We start from the raw sequence: 16265 nt of genomic DNA, 5'->3' as shown, positions 1-16265 counted from the left end.
GAGTGGTCTCCTGCACCGGTCCGCTCCTTCGCCACACCGGTGTGTCAATCGTTGATCACACTACGCCCGGAGACCCAATATGACAAACCTTTGACACCTTTGTGTCAAAGGTTGGACATATGGGCTAGCCTGAAGCCGTGGCTGAAGACCTGATGGAGGCCGCCGCAGCACGCATCGAGGCTTCGCGCGCGGCCCAAGACCCCGACCGTCCCCTGGTGCACCTGGCACCCCCGGTGGGACGCCTCAACGACCCCAACGGCCTGCTGCTGCACGAAGGACGCTTCCACGCCTTCTACCAGTTCAGCCCGCTCCACCCCCGCAAACTCGTCTACTGGGGCCATGCCAGCACAAGCGACCTGCTGCACTGGAGCGACCACGGCCCCGCACTGGCCCCCGACCGCTGGTACGACAGCCATGGCGTCTACTCCGGCAGCGCGGTGCACACCGGCGAGGAGATCGCCCTGTTCTACACCGGCAATGTGCGCGACGAACAGGGTGGCCGCAGCGCCCACCAGTGCATGGCCACCACCAGCAACCTGACCGACTTCCGCAAGCACCCCAAGAACCCGGTCGTCGATCCGCTGCCCGACGGGTACACCGCCCACGTGCGCGACCCGCAGGTCTGGCGCACCAGCGAGGGCATCTACCGGATGTTGCTGGGAGCGCAGCGCAGCGACGAGACCGGCTGCGCCCTGTTGCTCAGCTCGCCCGACCTGCTCACCTGGCGCTTCGACGGTGAGCTGGGCTTCCCCGACGCCGACGGCCGCTTCGACCAGTTCGGCTACATGTGGGAGTGCCCCAACCTGGTGCGGGTGCCCGACGAGACCACCGGCGAGCTGCACGACGTGTTCATCTTCTGCCCGCAGGGCATCGCCGCCCCCGGCGAGGGATTCCAGAACGTCTTCGCCTGTGGCTACCTGGTGGGCCGGCTGGAGGGAACCCAGTTGCGCCGGACCGGCGACTTCCACGAACTCGACCGTGGCTTCGAGTTCTACGCGCCGCAGGTGGTGGCACGCGACGAGCCGGGCCCGGCCACGCTGCTGGCTTGGGTGGGCAATGCCGGCGAGGACCAGCAGCCATCGTTGGAGCATGAGTGGGTGCACCTGTTGTCCTGCGCCCGAGACCTGGCGCTGCGCGATGGCCGACTGGTGCAACGCCCGCACCTGCCCTTCGAGGCAGGGACCGAGCTCGCGCCGCAGGTCGTCGGTGGGGATCCGCACCCGCTGGCACCATTGGAGGGCTCGCGCAGCTTCCTGCTGGACCTCGAACTTGACACCAGCGCCGCCACTGGCTGGAGCCTGGTGATCGGCTCGCCCTCCAGCCAGGTGCGCCTGGACTTCCACGGCTGTCAGCTGACCGTCGACCGCTCCGCCACGCGCTATCCGCACGGTGACCGTCGCGTGGTGAGCCTGCCCAGCACCCCCCGACCACGGCTGCGGCTGGCCCACGACCGATCGGTCACCGAGCTCTTCCTGGACGACGGAGCGCTCTCCTTCACGATGCGCAGCTACCTCGATCCGGAGGCCGGCGGCGTCACCCTGCAGGCCGACGGGCAGCTGCAGCTGCTGGGCGGCCGCGCGAATCGGCTGGACTGAGGCCCACTCACCCCCAGTCGCTCACCCGCGGCCACTCACCACCAGGCACGGGTGGTCGGGGTGGGGCCGTCCAGCTCCGTGAAACCGGCGTCGACCACCTCCACCCGGCCCGCGTCCGCGGCCCAGCGCGTCGGCTCGACCACCTCGACGCGCAGCCTGAAGTCGTCGCGCTGCCAGCGCTCACGCGTGTCCTGGTCCATCGCCTCCCAGGCCAGCTGGGCGGCATGGGCGCACTGGGCCGCCGCCTTGCCGGTGGTCATCGTGATGTGGGGGTTGACGCCCACCGTCACCAGCGCGTCGGTGGTGCGGCTGGGGTGATGATCGGGCAGTTCGGTCCCCTCCACCTGCAATTTCTTGAGGATCGGGTGGAGCGGGCGCACCGGTCCGGGGACGAAGGCGCGGGCACCGGCCAGGCCGTCCTCGTCGGCGCCGGCCTGTTCGACGGTGACTCCGGGCACCTGCTGCACCTCTGCCCATCGGGTCTCGCCGCGGGCCCGACGCACCAACTTGCGGATCCGCCCGTCGCGCCAGTGGTCCACGGCCTCACGCCACTGGCCCTCGCGCGCCTCGGGGGAGGCGATCAGCGCCACGCAGGCCCTGGCCACCGCTTCACAGGTGTCGACGTGGCTGGCGGGTGCCTTCTTGTCGTAGCGAACGGCAAACTGCATCGCCCAGGGGATGTCGTGGTCCAGGTGCCCGTCTATGGGTGAGGCGTCGCTGTGCGGGGGCTGGTTCTCCATGATCCCCAAGACTAGGACCGGCCGACCACGCCAAGCCGCTGCCGGCCACGCGACGAATGGTCAACGACGGCCGAACAGGCGCGCGAACAGACCGGCTTCCTCCGGCAGTGGCTGCATGTTCGACGACCCCGGGGTGATCCCGATGCGAGGTTCCCCACTGATCCGCTCCAGGAAGTCATCCACCTGGGCGGAGTCATATCCCCGACGCCGCACCACCGGCAGGGTGGCGTGCAGCACCAGGTCGCGGGCGGTGAAGCCGTCGGCCGTGTGCCCCTCCTCCAGGGCCAGGCGCACCTGGTCGAGCAGTTCGTCCACCTCAAGGGGGCTGTACCCCGGCCCTCGGGTCAGGGCGAAGCGAACATCGTCCACATCCTCAACAGTGACGTGCATTCCCGGAGCATAGAGCCGCCCCCGGTCCATCCAGGACGCCCAGCGGGCACCGCCACAGCGTATGAACAGTTATTGAACTGCCCGGCACACCGCTTGCGCCCTGCGGGTGGATTCACGAAGCTGGCCTTTGCAGCGCCTCCCACGGACCACGTCCGCACCCCAGCGCGTCATGTCACCGCACGGTGACGACCCCACACTGGTTCCACCTAGGAGTAGAACATGCCCAAGCACGGACTGGCCCGAGCTGCCGCGACGGGCGTCGCCGCCCTCGCCCTGCTCGCCACCACCACTGGCCCCGCCAATGCCGGCAAGCCGTCGCCGCAGCCCAAGCCCGGCAAGGTGGCGGCCTGTGAGCAGGAGACCACCTCGCTGAACCTGCTGGCCTTCAACGACTTCCACGGCCGCCTGGCCACCAAGAGCCCCGACACGGTCGCCTTCTTCGGCACCGTCGAGGCCGCCCGGCAGGCCGCCGGCGAGCAGAACTCCGTCGTCATCTCCAGCGGAGACAATGTGGGGGCCTCGCTCTTCCCGTCGGCCGTGCAGGACGACAACCCGACCCTCGACATCATCAATGCGATGGACATCGATGCCGCCGCCGTGGGCAACCACGAGCTGGATCGTGGCTGGGACGACTTTGCCGGCCGCATCCAGGAGCGCGCCGACTTCCCCTACCTGGCCGCCAACCTGTACAAGCCGGGCACCCAGGAGTCGGCCGTGCAGCCCTATGAGGTCATCGAGCGCGACGGCCTGCGCATCGGCATCGTCGGCGCCGTGACCGGAGACCTGAAGAGCCTGGTGGGCACCGAGGTCTTCACCAATGTCGATCTGGGTGATCCGGTGCAGGCCGTGAACCGCTACGCCACCGAACTGACCGACGGCGACGAGGCCAATGGCGAGGTGGACGTGGTGCTGGCCAGCTACCACGAGGGCGCGCCCGTCAGCGATCCCGCCAGCCTGGACGAGGCCCTGGAGAACAAGGCCTTCAATGACATCGTCACCGGCACCTCGCCCGAGGTGGCCGCACTGTTCACCTCGCACACCCACCAGAGCTACGCCTGGCAGGCACCGGTGCCCGGCACCGACCGCACCCGCCCCGTGATCCAGTCGGGCAGCTACGGAGCTGCCGTCGGCCAGGTGCAGCTGACCGTGGACAACACCCAGCCCTTCCGCCCCGGCAACAACAAGGGCCGCGGCAAGGGTGCCGTCAAGGATCCCGGCGCGCAGCTGCGCGGCACGGTCTGCGAGGCCACCGCCCAGAACCTGCCGGTCAAGGGCAGCGACGAGGTTCCCGCCCTGGTGGCCCAGTACCCCCGCGTCGCCGAGGTGCAGAAGCTCACCGCCGAGGCGCTGGAGCAGGCCGAGATCATCGGCAGCCGCGTCATCGCCAACAGCAGCGGCGCCGTCACCCGTGGCCTGAAGGCCGACGGCAGCCCCGACAACCGCGCCGTCGAGAGCACCATGAGCAACATGGTGGCCCAGATGTTCTACGACACCCTGAGCAATGGCGACGAGAACTTCATCGGCGTGCAGAACCCGGGTGGCACCCGCGCCGACCTGCCTGCCGGTGACATCAGCTACGCCGCTGCCGCCGCCATCCTGCCCTTCGCCAACACGCTGATGACCACGCAACTGACCGGCGCCCAGGTGAAGACCATGCTCGAGCAGCAGTGGCAGAGCAATGCCGACGGCTCCACCCCGAGCCGCCCTTACCTGCAGCTGGGGCTGAGCAAGAACGTCACCTACACCTACGACGAGTCGCGTCCCGCCGGTGATCGCATCACCTCGATCGCGGTCAACGGCCAGCCGATCGATCCCGCCGCGCTGTACACCATCGGCTCGGGCAACTTCCTGATCACCGGTGGCGACAACTTCCACGTGCTCGCCGACGGGCAGAACACCCGCGACACCGGCGCCAGCGACCTGGCCGCCTGGGTGGACTGGCTGCAGACCCAGCAGAACATCTCGCCGAGCTTCGCCCGCGGCGCCGTCAGCGTCAAGGAGACCCCGAGCACGCTGACCGCCGGCCAGGCCACCACCTTCACCGTCGGCGCCCCGCAGGGTGCCTTGCAGCTGGACACGCTGGACATGAAGTCGGCCGATGCCGTGGCCAACACCCAGCTGGTGGCCAGCATCGGTGACGTGCAGGTGGGCACGGCGACCGTTGCCGACGGCAAGGCCACCATCACGGTGACCGTGCCCGACAGCGTCGCCAAGGGAGCCGCCATGCTCACGCTGAAGGCCGCCCCGTCCGGCACCGTGGTGAGCATCCCGGTCACCATCGCCTGATCAGCAACAACGCCTGGGCATCGGTTCGGCCCGGGAAACCGTGTGTTTTCCGGGGCCGAACCGCGTTTGGGGCCCTCGCCTCGCAGACCGCGGAGCAGCAGCGGACCAGGTGGGGGCCTCGAAAGTGCTGGGGATGGCCGCTCGCAACCTACCGCCTGCGAAGTACGGCGTAGTACACCTCGCGCATGGGTGAAGAGCTCACATGGGACAACGGGACGGCGCGCCTGCGCGCCGAGTCCGAGCAGACACAAGACCTTGACTACCCGAGTGACGCAAAGGTGGCTCGCCCCAACCGGGCCAAGGTCTCCTCGGCGCCTCAGCGCCGAGGAGCAGGCCCGGATCGAAGCAGTCGCCCAAGCGCGCCACCTGCCCACATCCACGCTGGTGCCTTCCTGGATCCTCGACCGGCTGGACGAAGAGAAGATCGGCTGACTCGCCTCACCCGGAGGTCAAGGATTGAAGCGGACGAATGCGCGACCGGGCGTGGCCGCTCCCAGCTGGGTGAATCCGATGGCCTCATAGAAGGCCTTCTGGCCGGGTTCCTCATCAGTGATCAGCACATGCTGACGAACACCCTCGTAGGGGGCGAAGGCCATGTGGACCAGTGCTTGACCGAGCCCTTGCCTGCGCGCATCTGGGTGGACCAGGACGTCTTGCAGGTAGCAGATCGTGGCGCCGTCACCAATGATGCGGGCCAAACCCACGAGCTGACCATCCCGGTGTGCGAGGACAACCCTGAGAGATTTCCGAAGACCCTCGAACAGTGAGTCGAGATGATCCGTGTAGGCGGTCCAGCCGACACTGTTGTAGAGGTCGATGATGCCTGTCTCGTCAAGAGGGGTGCTGTTCGACCAGGTGGAGATCTTCACGTCAGGCATGTCCACAAGCTACCAGCGGTACTACGAGATCAGACCCCGCGAATGTCCGTGTGACAGAAGTCCTGACCTTTGTACAACAGGGGCTCACCACAGGCCTTGGCGGCCGCATAGGTGATGCAGTCCCCGAAGTTGAGCCGGGCCGGGTGCCCCGAACCCCGCCCGAAGTCCCGGAAGGCATCGCGCGCCAGCTTCGCCTGGGCCGCATCGAAGGGCAGGACCTCCACGTCGAGCTGCTGCATCAGGCTGTCCAGGGCTCTGGACAGGACGGGATTGGCGGCACCGTCAATGACCATCCCCAGCTCCAGCAAGGTGGGGGCGGCAATGCACACCCTGGCCGCCGAGGCCATCAACTCGACGAACTGGGCCCGCTCCGGCTCCCCACTCAGCACGGCCACGACGGCCGACGTGTCGAGAATCATGCGGGGAGACCTGACTCGTCGTACATCTCATCCATGGTGCGCTGCATCCTCAGGCGCTGGGCATCATCCACTGACCCGTCGACCAGATCCAGCGTCCGCCACACCAGATCCAGCCGGGTGCTGCGCGGGACCGCATTGCGGTGCGCGATCAGCTCCCGCAGGGCTGTCTCGATGGCGCCGGTCTGGGAGTAGCCCGTCAGCCGTGAGGCTTCGCGAACAAGCTCGAGCACCTGCTCATTCTTGATGTTGATGGCCATGCGGGTACCCTAGCAGACATTACGGGTACCTCGGGTGCCTCGAATCATCCCAGCCCGCAGCACGCCCAGGATGCCGGCAGCCACCAGCGCAACCCCGCAGACTGCGCTGGCCAGGCGATCGGGCCACGGCAGAATGTGCGGACGAGTGAACATGCCCAGCACGAAGGGCTCTGCGAGGGCCCCCGCCGGCACCACCAACCGGGCCACCAGGCCAACCCGACCGGCTCGATGCGCCAGGGCACCAATCGGACCCAGCAGTGCGCAGACCAGGCCCATCACGAACCAGGATCCGTTCTCCCGCCAGATGCTGGGCTCGAAGACACCGACCAGCTGGCCCGTCGCGTAGTGCACCACCAGTGCCAGCTCCGCCGAGAGCACCCCGGCCAGCGCCGCGGGCAAGGGGCGACGCACCAGCCACCCGGCGAGGATCGGCAGCCCCGCCCAGATGGTCCCCGAGTTCAACAGCATGCTCACACTCATCCGCGCAGCCTTGAGGACATTGGCCTGCCCCGACATCTGCGCGTCGGTGGTGATGTTGCTCGCCAGCGACGCCCACGCCACCACGACACTGACGATGACCACACGGGTCCACCCGGATCTCTGCATGCCCTCGACGCTAGGCCGAGCGGCCAGCCCGGCGCATCACCCCAGGGTTCCGGCCTCCTCCCACCCCAGGCCATGGGCCTCGACGGGCTCGGCCACCGTGGGTGGTCTGGGCGGCCGTGACCCTGGTCACCAAGGATCGGTCAGTAGACCTCCACCTGGCTGAGCCGGCAGGGGGCGGTGGCCACCAGGCGCAGCCCGTCGATGGGCTCCGAACCCACCAGGTAGGCGGCCGTCTGGTCCGGGTGGGGGGTGGAGCGGGTGACCACCCCGGCATCCGCCCAGCCACCGTCGCGACGGACCTCGATGCACAAGCCGGGTGCGGCGGAATCGGGGCTGGTCAGGGTCAGGTACAGCGGGGTGAAGGACTGCTCCCAGGTGAAGCTGACCACGTCACCGGCAGACAACTCGGCATGCTTCTCGCCCCGGTCGTCAACCAGGCACTCGGGGCCGTCGTAGCTGGCCGCCGGGGTGCGGTCCGGCTGCCAGCGGCGGGCCTGTCCGGTGGCCGTCGACGCACTCCACGGGCGTGTTCCGGCACCCCAGCTGGACGGTTCGGGGCCCAGCTCGAACTCCAGCAGCGCGTCACCGCGCACCATCTCCGCGGGAATGGTGACGGCATTCCACGGCTCCCCGTTGACGCGCAGCGCCTGGATGTAGCGATGCTCGATGCCCGTCGCACGGATCTCCAGCCGGGTGCCGTCGGTGCGGTTCCAGGCCAGCTTCGCGAACAGCGGCGCCGTGATCGCCAGCTCTCCCCCACCGACGAACAGCGGATAGAGGCCCATCGCCAGCAGCAGCCAGTAGCCGCTCATCTCGCCGTTGTCCTCGTCGCCCGGGTAGCCTTGGCCGATCTCGGAGCCGACGAACTTCTTGTCCAGCAGCTCGCGGGTCAGCCACTGCGTCTTGTGCGGCTGCCCGGCGAACAGGTACATGAACGGAATGTGGTGCGCCGGCTGGTTGCTGATGGCCAGCTGCCCGATGCCATCGGCCTGCGCCTCGTTCATCTCCTGCGTGTTGTAGGTGTAGCTGCCCCACATCGACGGCCGGGTCACCGCCGGGGTGGCCAGCATCTCGTCGAGCTTGGCGGTCAGGGCGTGTTCACCACCGAGCAGGCGAGCCAACCCAGCGCCGTCGTGCGGCGCGTGGAAGGCCTGCCCCCACGCATTCGTCTCGGTGTAGTCGTGGCCCCACACCCGGGGGTCGAACTGGCCCGGATCGCACCGGAAGCTGCCGTCGGGGCGGCGCCCCTGGTAGAAACCGACCCGCGGATCGAACATCTGGGAGTGCACCAGCCCGCGGTTGGCGAACCAGGCCTCGTTGGCCTCGAATTCCTCCGCCCGCTCGGCCAGCCCCGGCTCACCGGCACGCGCACGGGCCGCAAGCCGGCCCGACCACAGCGAGATCGCCGCGTCGCAGGAGGCATTGTCCATGGTCCAGGCCAGGCCCTCCTCCGTGTCGGTGTCCACCCAGCCGACGAAACGTGCCCTGCCGATGCCCTTGCGCCCGGTGAGCTCGTCGCCGGAGGGGCCCGTGGCATTGCGCAGCGCTGAGTCGTAGGCGTCCAGCTCGTCGACGGCCCGCAGGGTGCGCTGCAGCGAGGCGTCGGCGAAGATCGCATCCGAGCTGGTGCCCGGCATGCAGTCCACATATCCCGGCGCCGACCAGCGGGCCATCCACCCGCCGTCGCGGTACTGCTGCAGGATTCCCGACAGCAGCTCGGGGGCCAGTTCCGGTGTCAGCAGCGAGTACAGCGGCCAGCAGGTACGGAAGGTGTCCCAGTAGCCGTTGTTGACGCTGAGCTGACCGTCGACCACCTCACAGCCGGTGCGCTCCGGGGTGTGCGTCGCGGCCTTGCGGAAGGGTGAGGCGTAGGCCCAGTGCCACCCCTCGACGCTGCCGTCGGCCACCGGCTCGTGGTGGTCATTGGGCCAGGAGTACAGACTCGCCAGGTTCGACCAGGCCGTGGTGCGCTGGTCGAGGGTGCCGCCGTCCACCTCGAGCCGCCCGAGCAGCTCGCGCCAGGTCTGCTGCGCGCGCCCGGCCACCTGGTCGAAGGTGTCGTCGCCAACCTCACGCTGCAGGTTGCGTCGCGCCTGTTCGACCCCGATGAAGCTCATCGCGGCATGCACCTCGAAGACCTCGGCCTGGGTCTCGAGCACGGCCGCCTGGGGTCGTGGCAGCGGCACCTTCAGCTTGCCGAACCAGCTGTTGTGCAGCCGCTTTCCGTTGACCACCAGGCCTTCCAGCGGGCTGCGACGTTCCCGGGCGTCGTGCACGACGGCAGGCACGCTGGTCTCTCCGTAGACATAGGCCGGCGGGCTGGGCCGGTGCAGGCCCGCGCTCCACCCCTCGGCAGGGGCGATCGCCGCCCGGAAGGCCACCCGACCGTCGTCGAGCGTCTCGGTGTGCAGGGTGCCCAGGAAGGGTTGGTCGAGCACGACGCCGTGACGGCCGGGCTCGGAGAAGTGGAAGCGGAAGATGGCCGCGCGCGAGGTGGGTGTCATCTCGGCCCGGATGCCCCCGGCCAGGTCCACCCGGTAGTAGTGCGGACGATCGATCTCGTCGTCGTGGCTGAATTCGCGCGCGCGGCTCTGCGGAGAGGCGCTGGGGCGCCCCTGCCAGGGCATCACCTGGAAGGCGCTGCGATCGGCGATCCACGGGCTGGGCTGGTGACTGAAGGCCAGGGCCTGGAGGCGGGGGCGCGGCCCTCCGTCGCGGTGCCAGCCGTAGAGCCAGTTGCGATCGCGGCTCTCGGTGAGCGGCACCAAGAAGTTGAAGCCCTGCGGCAGGCAGGTCAGCGGAAGGGCATTGCCTCGCGAGTAGAGGAAGGCCGAATGCGTGCCGCGGGTGGTGCGCACCCGGTCCACCACGTCGTCGGCCTCCACCGGCCGCGGCCTCACCCCCAAGGCCTGGAGCCAGCCCGCACCCACCAGGCCGTTCGCGCTGGTGAGCCGAACCCGGTGGACCCGTTGGCCCGCCAGTGGAGTCAGGTCGAGCTGCAGCAGGTTCCAGTTCTCGGCCACCAGGCACTGACGGGTGCCGTCCACCGGGTGGTTGTGCTGGTCCAGCAGGGTCCGGGGACCGTCATCGGTGACGAATTCGATGCCCAGGCTGCACCCGTCGAAGTTCGGGTCTGGCGAGTCATTGCTGGTGGGATCGTGCTCCAGGTCGGGGAAGACGGCCACCTGGTAGACGGTGTCCGGCTCGACGTCGAAGCCCTCGGCCAGCTCGGTGGAACCGCCGGCCACCTGCTGGCGGTAGTGCATCACCACACCGGGCATCAACCCCACTCCCGCTCTGGAGGCCATGGGCCGGGTGGGCCCCGGCGAAGGGGTCAGGACGGGGCCCTGGCCCGGGACGGCATCATCGATGGTGCTGCGGGGCATGTGCTCTCCTGGAGGCGCGGTCAGGGTGCGTCTGGGCTGCATCCCTCACTGGGGCCAGCGTAGTCGGGACGTTGCCACACGGTGATCGGCCCTTCCTGCGCGACAGGCGTGTAACCGCGGGCCTTGACCCGCTTCTCGATCTCCTGCGGGCTGGGCAGGGGGTAGCCCACCTCGGCCTGGCTCATGTCGAGCACGACGAAGTCACTGACCCGCTTGGTGAGGGTGGGCAGGGTGACCCGGTTGCTGCGGGTCAGGTGCGGGGCCAGCCGGTCGTCCACCTCGACGCAGGTGTTCGCGGGGATGTGCTGCAGGATCGCCTGCTGGTGGATCATGATCGGCTTCTTGCGCCAGGCCGACCAAGTGAGCCGCACCAGGGGATAGTTGCGCCCCTGGATGGCCAGGTCGAAGGCGGGGGTGAGCAGCACCATCGCCACCAGGTACTTCGCGAGGCGGCGACGCCAGTCGGGGCTGAACTTGCGCAGCGCGTCGGCGGCGGCGAAGACCAAGATCACGAAGATGGGCCCCGAGTAGTGGAAGGACGTGCCCCACAGGTGCGTGCGTGAGCTCAGGTTGCGCTGGGCCAGCAGCGGGAGGGTGGCCAGCACATAGGGCGAGCGCAGCGGCAGCAGCGCCAGGGGCACCAGCAGGTAGAGCAGCGACTGGGTCTTGACCCACGGCGTGAAGAAGATCTGGGCGGTCTGGATGGGGTGCAGCAGGATGAACTTGATGGAGCTGACGGCGTCGGGCCCCAGCGAGTCATAGGTCCAGTAGGCAAATTCACCAGTGGGCGCGAAGTGCGGCAGCACCACCTTGATCACCAGGAAGAAGACGATGGTGCCGGTGGCCACCAACCCGGCGGCCAGGCCCAGTTGCCGTCCCAACGGCTGCTGGTCCAGGCCAGCGCGTCGATCGCGCAGCGCCAGCCACCCGCGCACGATGCCGAGCATGGCCAGCACCATGCCCATGTCCTCGCGCACCAGCAGCAGCGGCACGGCCCCCAGCAGGAAGCGACGATCCTCACGGCGGTCGAGTCCGTCGAGCGCCACGGCCAGCAGCGGCACGGCAAAGCTGATCTCGTGGAAGTCGAAGTCGACCAACCGTTGGATGGGCCAGCTGAAGGCGTAGCCAACGGTCAGGGCCCACAACAGGCCGCCCGAGGCTCCGTGGCGACGCATCATTCCGTGCACCACCGGGATCGACAGGCTCACCAGCGCAGCTTGGGCGATCACCAGCATCCGGGGGTCGTCCCAGATCCAGTAGAGGGGCGCCAAGGTGGCGAGGATCGGGTGGAAGTGGTCACCGAGCAGGTTGTAGTGGTCACCCTTCAGGGCCACCAGTGGCGCCTCGAAGTTCGCGTAGCGTCGCACGGCCTGGTCGAAGATGCCCAGGTCATAACCGGCGGTCAGGAATTGCGGATAACGGCTCACGCAGTAGACGGAGTAGACCAACCAGGTCACCAGGGTGAACCACCAGACCAAGTGACGGGCCAGCCACGAAGGGACGCGAGAGGCGGGCCGGGCATGTCCACCCGAACCCCCGATGCGGTCCGGGCCAGCCAGGGTCATGGGTTCAAGTCTAGGGGGACGACGGGGCGCAGACACCGCAATCACCTTGTACGTTCAAATCCTTGGCCACCGTGGAAGCGTTCACCAGATTTTCACCATTTGCCGCTGGGTGCTGTTGGGCCTGACCGGGTGGCCGTGTACTGTGGGGCGCAGTTGTTGAAGTTCTGTACCTCGCATGACAAGCGGTTTTCGGTCTTGATCCCCAGTCGGGAATCCGTGCCAAGGCTGTTTTCTGGATGGTTCACAAGGCATCACAGCTACAGGCTGTTCGAAGGTCGAGCAGCCCCAGCACCCAGAGAGCAGGGAAAATCATGACTACTGGCATCGTGAAGTGGTTCAACGCCGAAAAGGGCTTCGGATTCATCGCCCCCGAGGACGGCTCCGCCGACGTGTTCGCGCACTTCAGCGCCATCCAGGGATCCGGCTTCAAGACCCTCAATGAGAACGACCGCGTCGAGTTCGAGGTTGTCCAGGGCCCCAAGGGCGCCCAGGCCGCCGACATCCGCGTGATCGGCTGACACCAGACCTTTCCGGAACCGCCCGTCCTGCTTCGGCAGGGCGGGCGGTTCTGTCATGCCCAGCCCCATCTGCGCACAGGAGCGAGAGGCGCACCATGCCCCGCACGCCACGCCCCCGCCCCGACAGACAGAGACAGCGCCCTGGAGAGTGAGCTCCGGGGCGCTGGGTCAGTGGGTGGTGGGGCCTGTCAGAAGGCTCCCTCTTCGATGAGGCGGCTGCGCTCTGCCTGCATCGCCACGTCCTTCGGGTAGACCCGGTAGAAGACCGTCCAGTAGACCGCATTCAGGATGTAGGGAATCGTCACGAAGTACAGCAGGGTCTGCTGCAGTCCGAATGTGTCTGCCATCCAACCGGTGGCCAGGCTCATCATGGCGGTGAGGAAGCCCTGCACCAGACTGAACAGCACGGCGAAGGCAGTGGCCGAGAGCTGGACAGGTGCCACGCTCGACACCATCGGAAGCACGCACCCGGAGAACCCGATCGAGAAGACCAGCCCCAGCAGGAAGACGATCCCGTAGTAGGCGGCATGTCCCCAGCGCACCTGGAAGGCCAGGAAGGTGATCGCTGCGAAGCCCAGCCCATAGATCTGGAAGAGCATGATCCGACCCTTGTCCCCAAGCTTCCTCTGGAACAGGTCGCCCAGGAATCCGCCCAGGAAGGCGGAGCAGAGCATGCCCGCCTGCATCACGGTGTAGAGGTAGGACGCCTCCTTGACGCCGAAGCCGAGGTCCGTGGCCCAGAACTTGCCCTGGAAGCCGAACATCACCAACGAGGTCACCATCGGGAGCATGAAGGCCATGCCGACGATCGTGGGGATCTTGAACAGCTTCGGCACATCGGACCACTTGAACATGCCCGAATCGGGGTCGTCGGTGATCTTGCTGGCCGACTTCTCGGGTTCCTTGACGAAGATGAGGATGAGGATGCCCGAGAGGATCGACAGACAACCCATCACGACCATGGCGTAACGCCAGCCGTTCGGGTTGTCGCCCAACTGTCCCAGGAGCGGGGTCAGCGCCATTCCGATGAAGGAGCTGACACCGCGCACCGTCCCGAAGGCCTTGCCGCGTTCATGCTTGGCATAGAGGGAGCCCAACAGGCCGTTCATGATCGGCTCGGAGGCGACGGTGCCGACCAGGGAGATGCCGTAGAGGATCCAGAGCTGCGTCCAGCTCTGGGCCAAACCAGTGGCCAGTGTCCACACGCCCCACAGACCGGTGACGATGAACAGGATCTTCTTGCGTCCGAACTTGTCGGCAGCCATCGCCCAGAACGGCCCGAAGAGCATGCGGGCCCACATGCTCAGTGAGTTCAGGAAGCCCAGCTCCGCATTCCCCAGCGAAAAGGCGGTCATGATCTGGGGGAAGAAGGTCTTGGAGACCCCGCCCTCGGTGTTGTCGATCGACTGGGCCATGGCCAGTGAGATGGCCGCTCCCGTGCGACCCTTGGGTTTCACGAAGTCCGCGCCCTCATCCACCGGCACGTAGCCCGCACCGAGGTTGGGACTGACGGCGACCAGGTCTTCCTGGCCGGGGACCCTGGTGATGCTGGGGTCGTCGGGGTGTTGCGTGGTCATGGAGGTGCCTTTCGAGCGCTTCATCGAGCCGGATGGCGAATGACTACATGGTGTAGCGGCGGGTAGCCCGTCGGGCACTTGTTGCCACTTCTTTCACTGGCAACACAAATCGGCATCACTAGGGGATTCACCAGAGCGGCCGGTCTGATTACACCCACTGCGGCATGATCGTGGCATGACCCAGCTGCAGCCCCTGACACCCGAAACCCTGCGCACACGAGGAAGCCAGAAGTGGAACCGGTTCGGCCCCGACGTGTGGCCGATGTGGATCGCCGAGGCCGACTTCCCCACCGCCCCCGCCGTGATGGAAGCGGTGCGCAGTTGCGTGGAACGGGAGGCCTTCGGCTACGCCAACATCGACCAACGAGTTCCCGAGGCCTTCGCAGGGTTCGCCCGTCGACGGCTGGGGATGCACGTGGAGCCCGAATGGACCACCGTGATTCGCGACGTGCTCAGCGGCGTCGAGCTGGCCATCGAGGCCTTCTCGCCCGCAGGATCCGCCGTGGTGGTCCCCACCCCCAGCTACATGCCCTTCCTGAGCATCCCGCAGATGATGGGGCGCGAGCTGGTGCAGGTGCCCCTGATCGACGATCCCGAGGCCACTGACGTCCATGACCGCTGGCAGCTTGACCTGGAGGGCATCGAACGAGCCTTCCAGGCCGGCGCCCGCAGCATCATCTGGTGCCAGCCCTACAACCCGGTGGGCAAGGTCTTCAGCGCCCAGGAGCAGGACGCCCTGGCCCAGCTGGCCGCACAGTACGACGCCTGGGTGGTCTCCGACGAGATCCACGCCCCGCTGACGATGCCCGGCGTGCAGCACGTGGCCTTCAGCTCGTCCTCGCAGCTGGCGGCCGAGCGCTGCATCACGGTCACCTCGGCCTCCAAGACCTTCACCCTGCCGGGCCTGCCGTGCGCGACGCTGAGCCTGCACACGGCAGAGAACGCCGAACACTTCGCCCGCACCGCACCCCACGGCCACATCTACGGCGCCACCATGCTGGGCATCGAGGCCAATGTGGCGGCCTTCACCGACTGCGACAAGTGGCTTGATGCCGCCCTGGCCCAGATCAGCAGCAATGCCGACCACCTTGCCGACTGGCTGGCCACCAACCTGCCCCAGGTGCGCTACACCAAGGCAGAGGGCACCTACCTGGCGTGGCTGGATTGGCGCCAGGCGGGCCTGCCCGGGGAGCCAGCCGAGTGGCTGAAGGAGAACGGCAAGATCTGGATGAATTCCGGCACCGCCTTCGGCCGGGGCGGCGAGGGCTTCACCCGGATGAACCTGGCGACCACCCCCGAGATCCTCGACGAGGGCCTGCGCCGCATCGAGACGGCGATGGCGCAGCTCTGAGCCCGGGCGTCGGCTCTCCCGACGCGTCGAACCTCACGAGTCAAGGGCCGGGGTGAGGCTTCGGGGTCAGGTCAGCGCGGTGGGGATGCCCGCCGCGCTGGCCGCCCGGGCATAGGCCTCGGCCAAGCTGTCGACGCTTTCGTGGGCATTGAGCCCCGACGGGTTGGGCAGCACGAACAGGCGAGCCCCGGCCAGGCCCTCGGGCTGCTCCCCCAGCTGGGCGCGCGGCTGACCGAAGGCCTGGCGGTAGGCAGTGATGCCCAGCACCGCGACCACCGGAGGACGAAGTTGCGCCACCAGGGCTCGCAACCGATCGGCCCCGGCGCGCAGCTCGTCGCGGCTGAGCTCGTCGGCCCGGGCCGTGGCGCGGGCCACCAGGTTGGTGTTGCCGATGCCCAGCCGGTGCAGTTCGGCCAGGTCCTGTGGCCGGTAGCCCTCGGAGGCATCGAAGGGGTGGCTGATGATGCCGGCCCGAGCCAGCGCCGGGTAGTAGCGATTGCCGGGTCGGGCGAAATGCGCGCCGGTCGCGGCAGTCCACAAGGAGGGGTTGATGCCCACCACCAGCAGCCGCAGCGGGGTGGGCAGCAGGTCGTCGACCACTGCCCCGGCAAAGCTCTGCAGGTCGCGCTGGGTGAAGGCCATGGCCCCAGCCTGCCACCGCCCCAGGGCTGGGGCTGCACGGAGACCGCGCAGCAGC

Annotated in this window: 14 protein-coding genes; 4 read left to right on the top strand and 10 right to left on the bottom strand. The window is 67.9% G+C overall.

Going from position 1 to position 16265, the window contains the following annotated elements; all coding sequences use genetic code 11:
• The first annotated feature begins 137 nt into the window (after positions 1–137).
• Positions 138–1595 carry a glycoside hydrolase family 32 protein gene (locus tag ACOAMO_RS05930; protein ID WP_420176664.1) on the top strand — a complete coding sequence of 486 codons (1458 nt, stop codon included), beginning with the start codon at positions 138–140 and terminating at the stop codon, positions 1593–1595.
• 35 nt (positions 1596–1630) lie between these two features.
• Here the strand turns inward: ACOAMO_RS05930 and ACOAMO_RS05925 are convergent, their stop codons facing one another.
• Both ACOAMO_RS05925 and ACOAMO_RS05920 read right to left on the bottom strand, forming a co-directional pair.
• A complete protein-coding gene (locus ACOAMO_RS05925; RefSeq protein ID WP_420176977.1) occupies positions 1631–2263 on the bottom strand; it encodes a peptidyl-tRNA hydrolase in 633 nt (210 codons plus the stop codon).
• A 132-nt stretch (positions 2264–2395) separates the two neighbouring features.
• A complete protein-coding gene (locus ACOAMO_RS05920; protein ID WP_420176663.1) occupies positions 2396–2725 on the bottom strand; it encodes a DivIVA domain-containing protein in 330 nt (109 codons plus the stop codon).
• A 219-nt stretch (positions 2726–2944) separates the two neighbouring features.
• Between ACOAMO_RS05920 and ACOAMO_RS05915 the strand changes: the two genes are divergently transcribed.
• Positions 2945–5011 (top strand): bifunctional metallophosphatase/5'-nucleotidase, encoded by a 2067-nt coding sequence (locus ACOAMO_RS05915; RefSeq protein ID WP_420176662.1) that lies wholly within the window; start codon positions 2945–2947, stop codon positions 5009–5011.
• Between the two features lie 449 nt (positions 5012–5460).
• On the opposite strand, the gene ACOAMO_RS05910 is transcribed toward ACOAMO_RS05915, so the two are convergent.
• The 6 genes from ACOAMO_RS05910 to ACOAMO_RS05885 all read right to left on the bottom strand — a co-directional run bounded on the left by ACOAMO_RS05910 (position 5461) and on the right by ACOAMO_RS05885 (position 12122).
• A complete protein-coding gene (locus ACOAMO_RS05910; protein WP_420176661.1) occupies positions 5461–5889 on the bottom strand; it encodes a GNAT family N-acetyltransferase in 429 nt (142 codons plus the stop codon).
• Positions 5890–5918: 29 nt separating this feature from the next.
• Complete coding sequence (locus tag ACOAMO_RS05905) at positions 5919–6308, bottom strand: type II toxin-antitoxin system VapC family toxin (protein ID WP_420176660.1); 390 nt, start codon at positions 6306–6308, stop codon at positions 5919–5921.
• On the bottom strand, positions 6305–6565 hold the full coding sequence (locus ACOAMO_RS05900; RefSeq protein ID WP_420176659.1) for a type II toxin-antitoxin system VapB family antitoxin: 261 nt from the start codon (positions 6563–6565) through the stop codon (positions 6305–6307). The genes ACOAMO_RS05905 and ACOAMO_RS05900 overlap by 4 nt, the downstream gene beginning before the upstream one ends.
• Positions 6566–6574: 9 nt before the next feature.
• On the bottom strand, positions 6575–7171 hold the full coding sequence (locus tag ACOAMO_RS05895) for a hypothetical protein (protein WP_420176658.1): 597 nt from the start codon (positions 7169–7171) through the stop codon (positions 6575–6577).
• Between the two features lie 140 nt (positions 7172–7311).
• Positions 7312–10557 carry a GH92 family glycosyl hydrolase gene (locus ACOAMO_RS05890; RefSeq protein WP_420176657.1) on the bottom strand — a complete coding sequence of 1082 codons (3246 nt, stop codon included), beginning with the start codon at positions 10555–10557 and terminating at the stop codon, positions 7312–7314.
• 20 nt (positions 10558–10577) lie between these two features.
• Positions 10578–12122 (bottom strand): DUF2079 domain-containing protein, encoded by a 1545-nt coding sequence (locus ACOAMO_RS05885; RefSeq protein ID WP_420176656.1) that lies wholly within the window; start codon positions 12120–12122, stop codon positions 10578–10580.
• Between the two features lie 311 nt (positions 12123–12433).
• Between ACOAMO_RS05885 and ACOAMO_RS05880 the strand changes: the two genes are divergently transcribed.
• On the top strand, positions 12434–12640 hold the full coding sequence (locus ACOAMO_RS05880; RefSeq protein WP_342090287.1) for a cold-shock protein: 207 nt from the start codon (positions 12434–12436) through the stop codon (positions 12638–12640).
• Positions 12641–12828: 188 nt separating this feature from the next.
• Here ACOAMO_RS05880 and ACOAMO_RS05875 read toward each other — a convergent pair whose 3' ends face one another.
• A complete protein-coding gene (locus tag ACOAMO_RS05875) occupies positions 12829–14217 on the bottom strand; it encodes an MFS transporter (protein ID WP_420176655.1) in 1389 nt (462 codons plus the stop codon).
• 175 nt (positions 14218–14392) lie between these two features.
• On the opposite strand from ACOAMO_RS05875, the gene ACOAMO_RS05870 reads away from it, so the two are divergent.
• Positions 14393–15568, top strand: a complete 1176-nt coding sequence (locus tag ACOAMO_RS05870) for a MalY/PatB family protein (protein WP_420176654.1) — start codon at positions 14393–14395, stop codon at positions 15566–15568.
• 66 nt (positions 15569–15634) lie between these two features.
• Here the strand turns inward: ACOAMO_RS05870 and ACOAMO_RS05865 are convergent, their stop codons facing one another.
• Complete coding sequence (locus ACOAMO_RS05865; protein ID WP_420176653.1) at positions 15635–16210, bottom strand: mismatch-specific DNA-glycosylase; 576 nt, start codon at positions 16208–16210, stop codon at positions 15635–15637.
• Positions 16211–16265: the final 55 nt, after the last annotated feature.

Source organism: Luteococcus struthionis (assembly GCF_048595755.1).
Classification (GTDB): Bacteria; Actinomycetota; Actinomycetes; order Propionibacteriales; family Propionibacteriaceae; genus Luteococcus.
The sequence above is the reverse complement of the archived record's forward strand: the minus strand, read 5'-3'. Positions and strand labels throughout refer to the sequence as shown.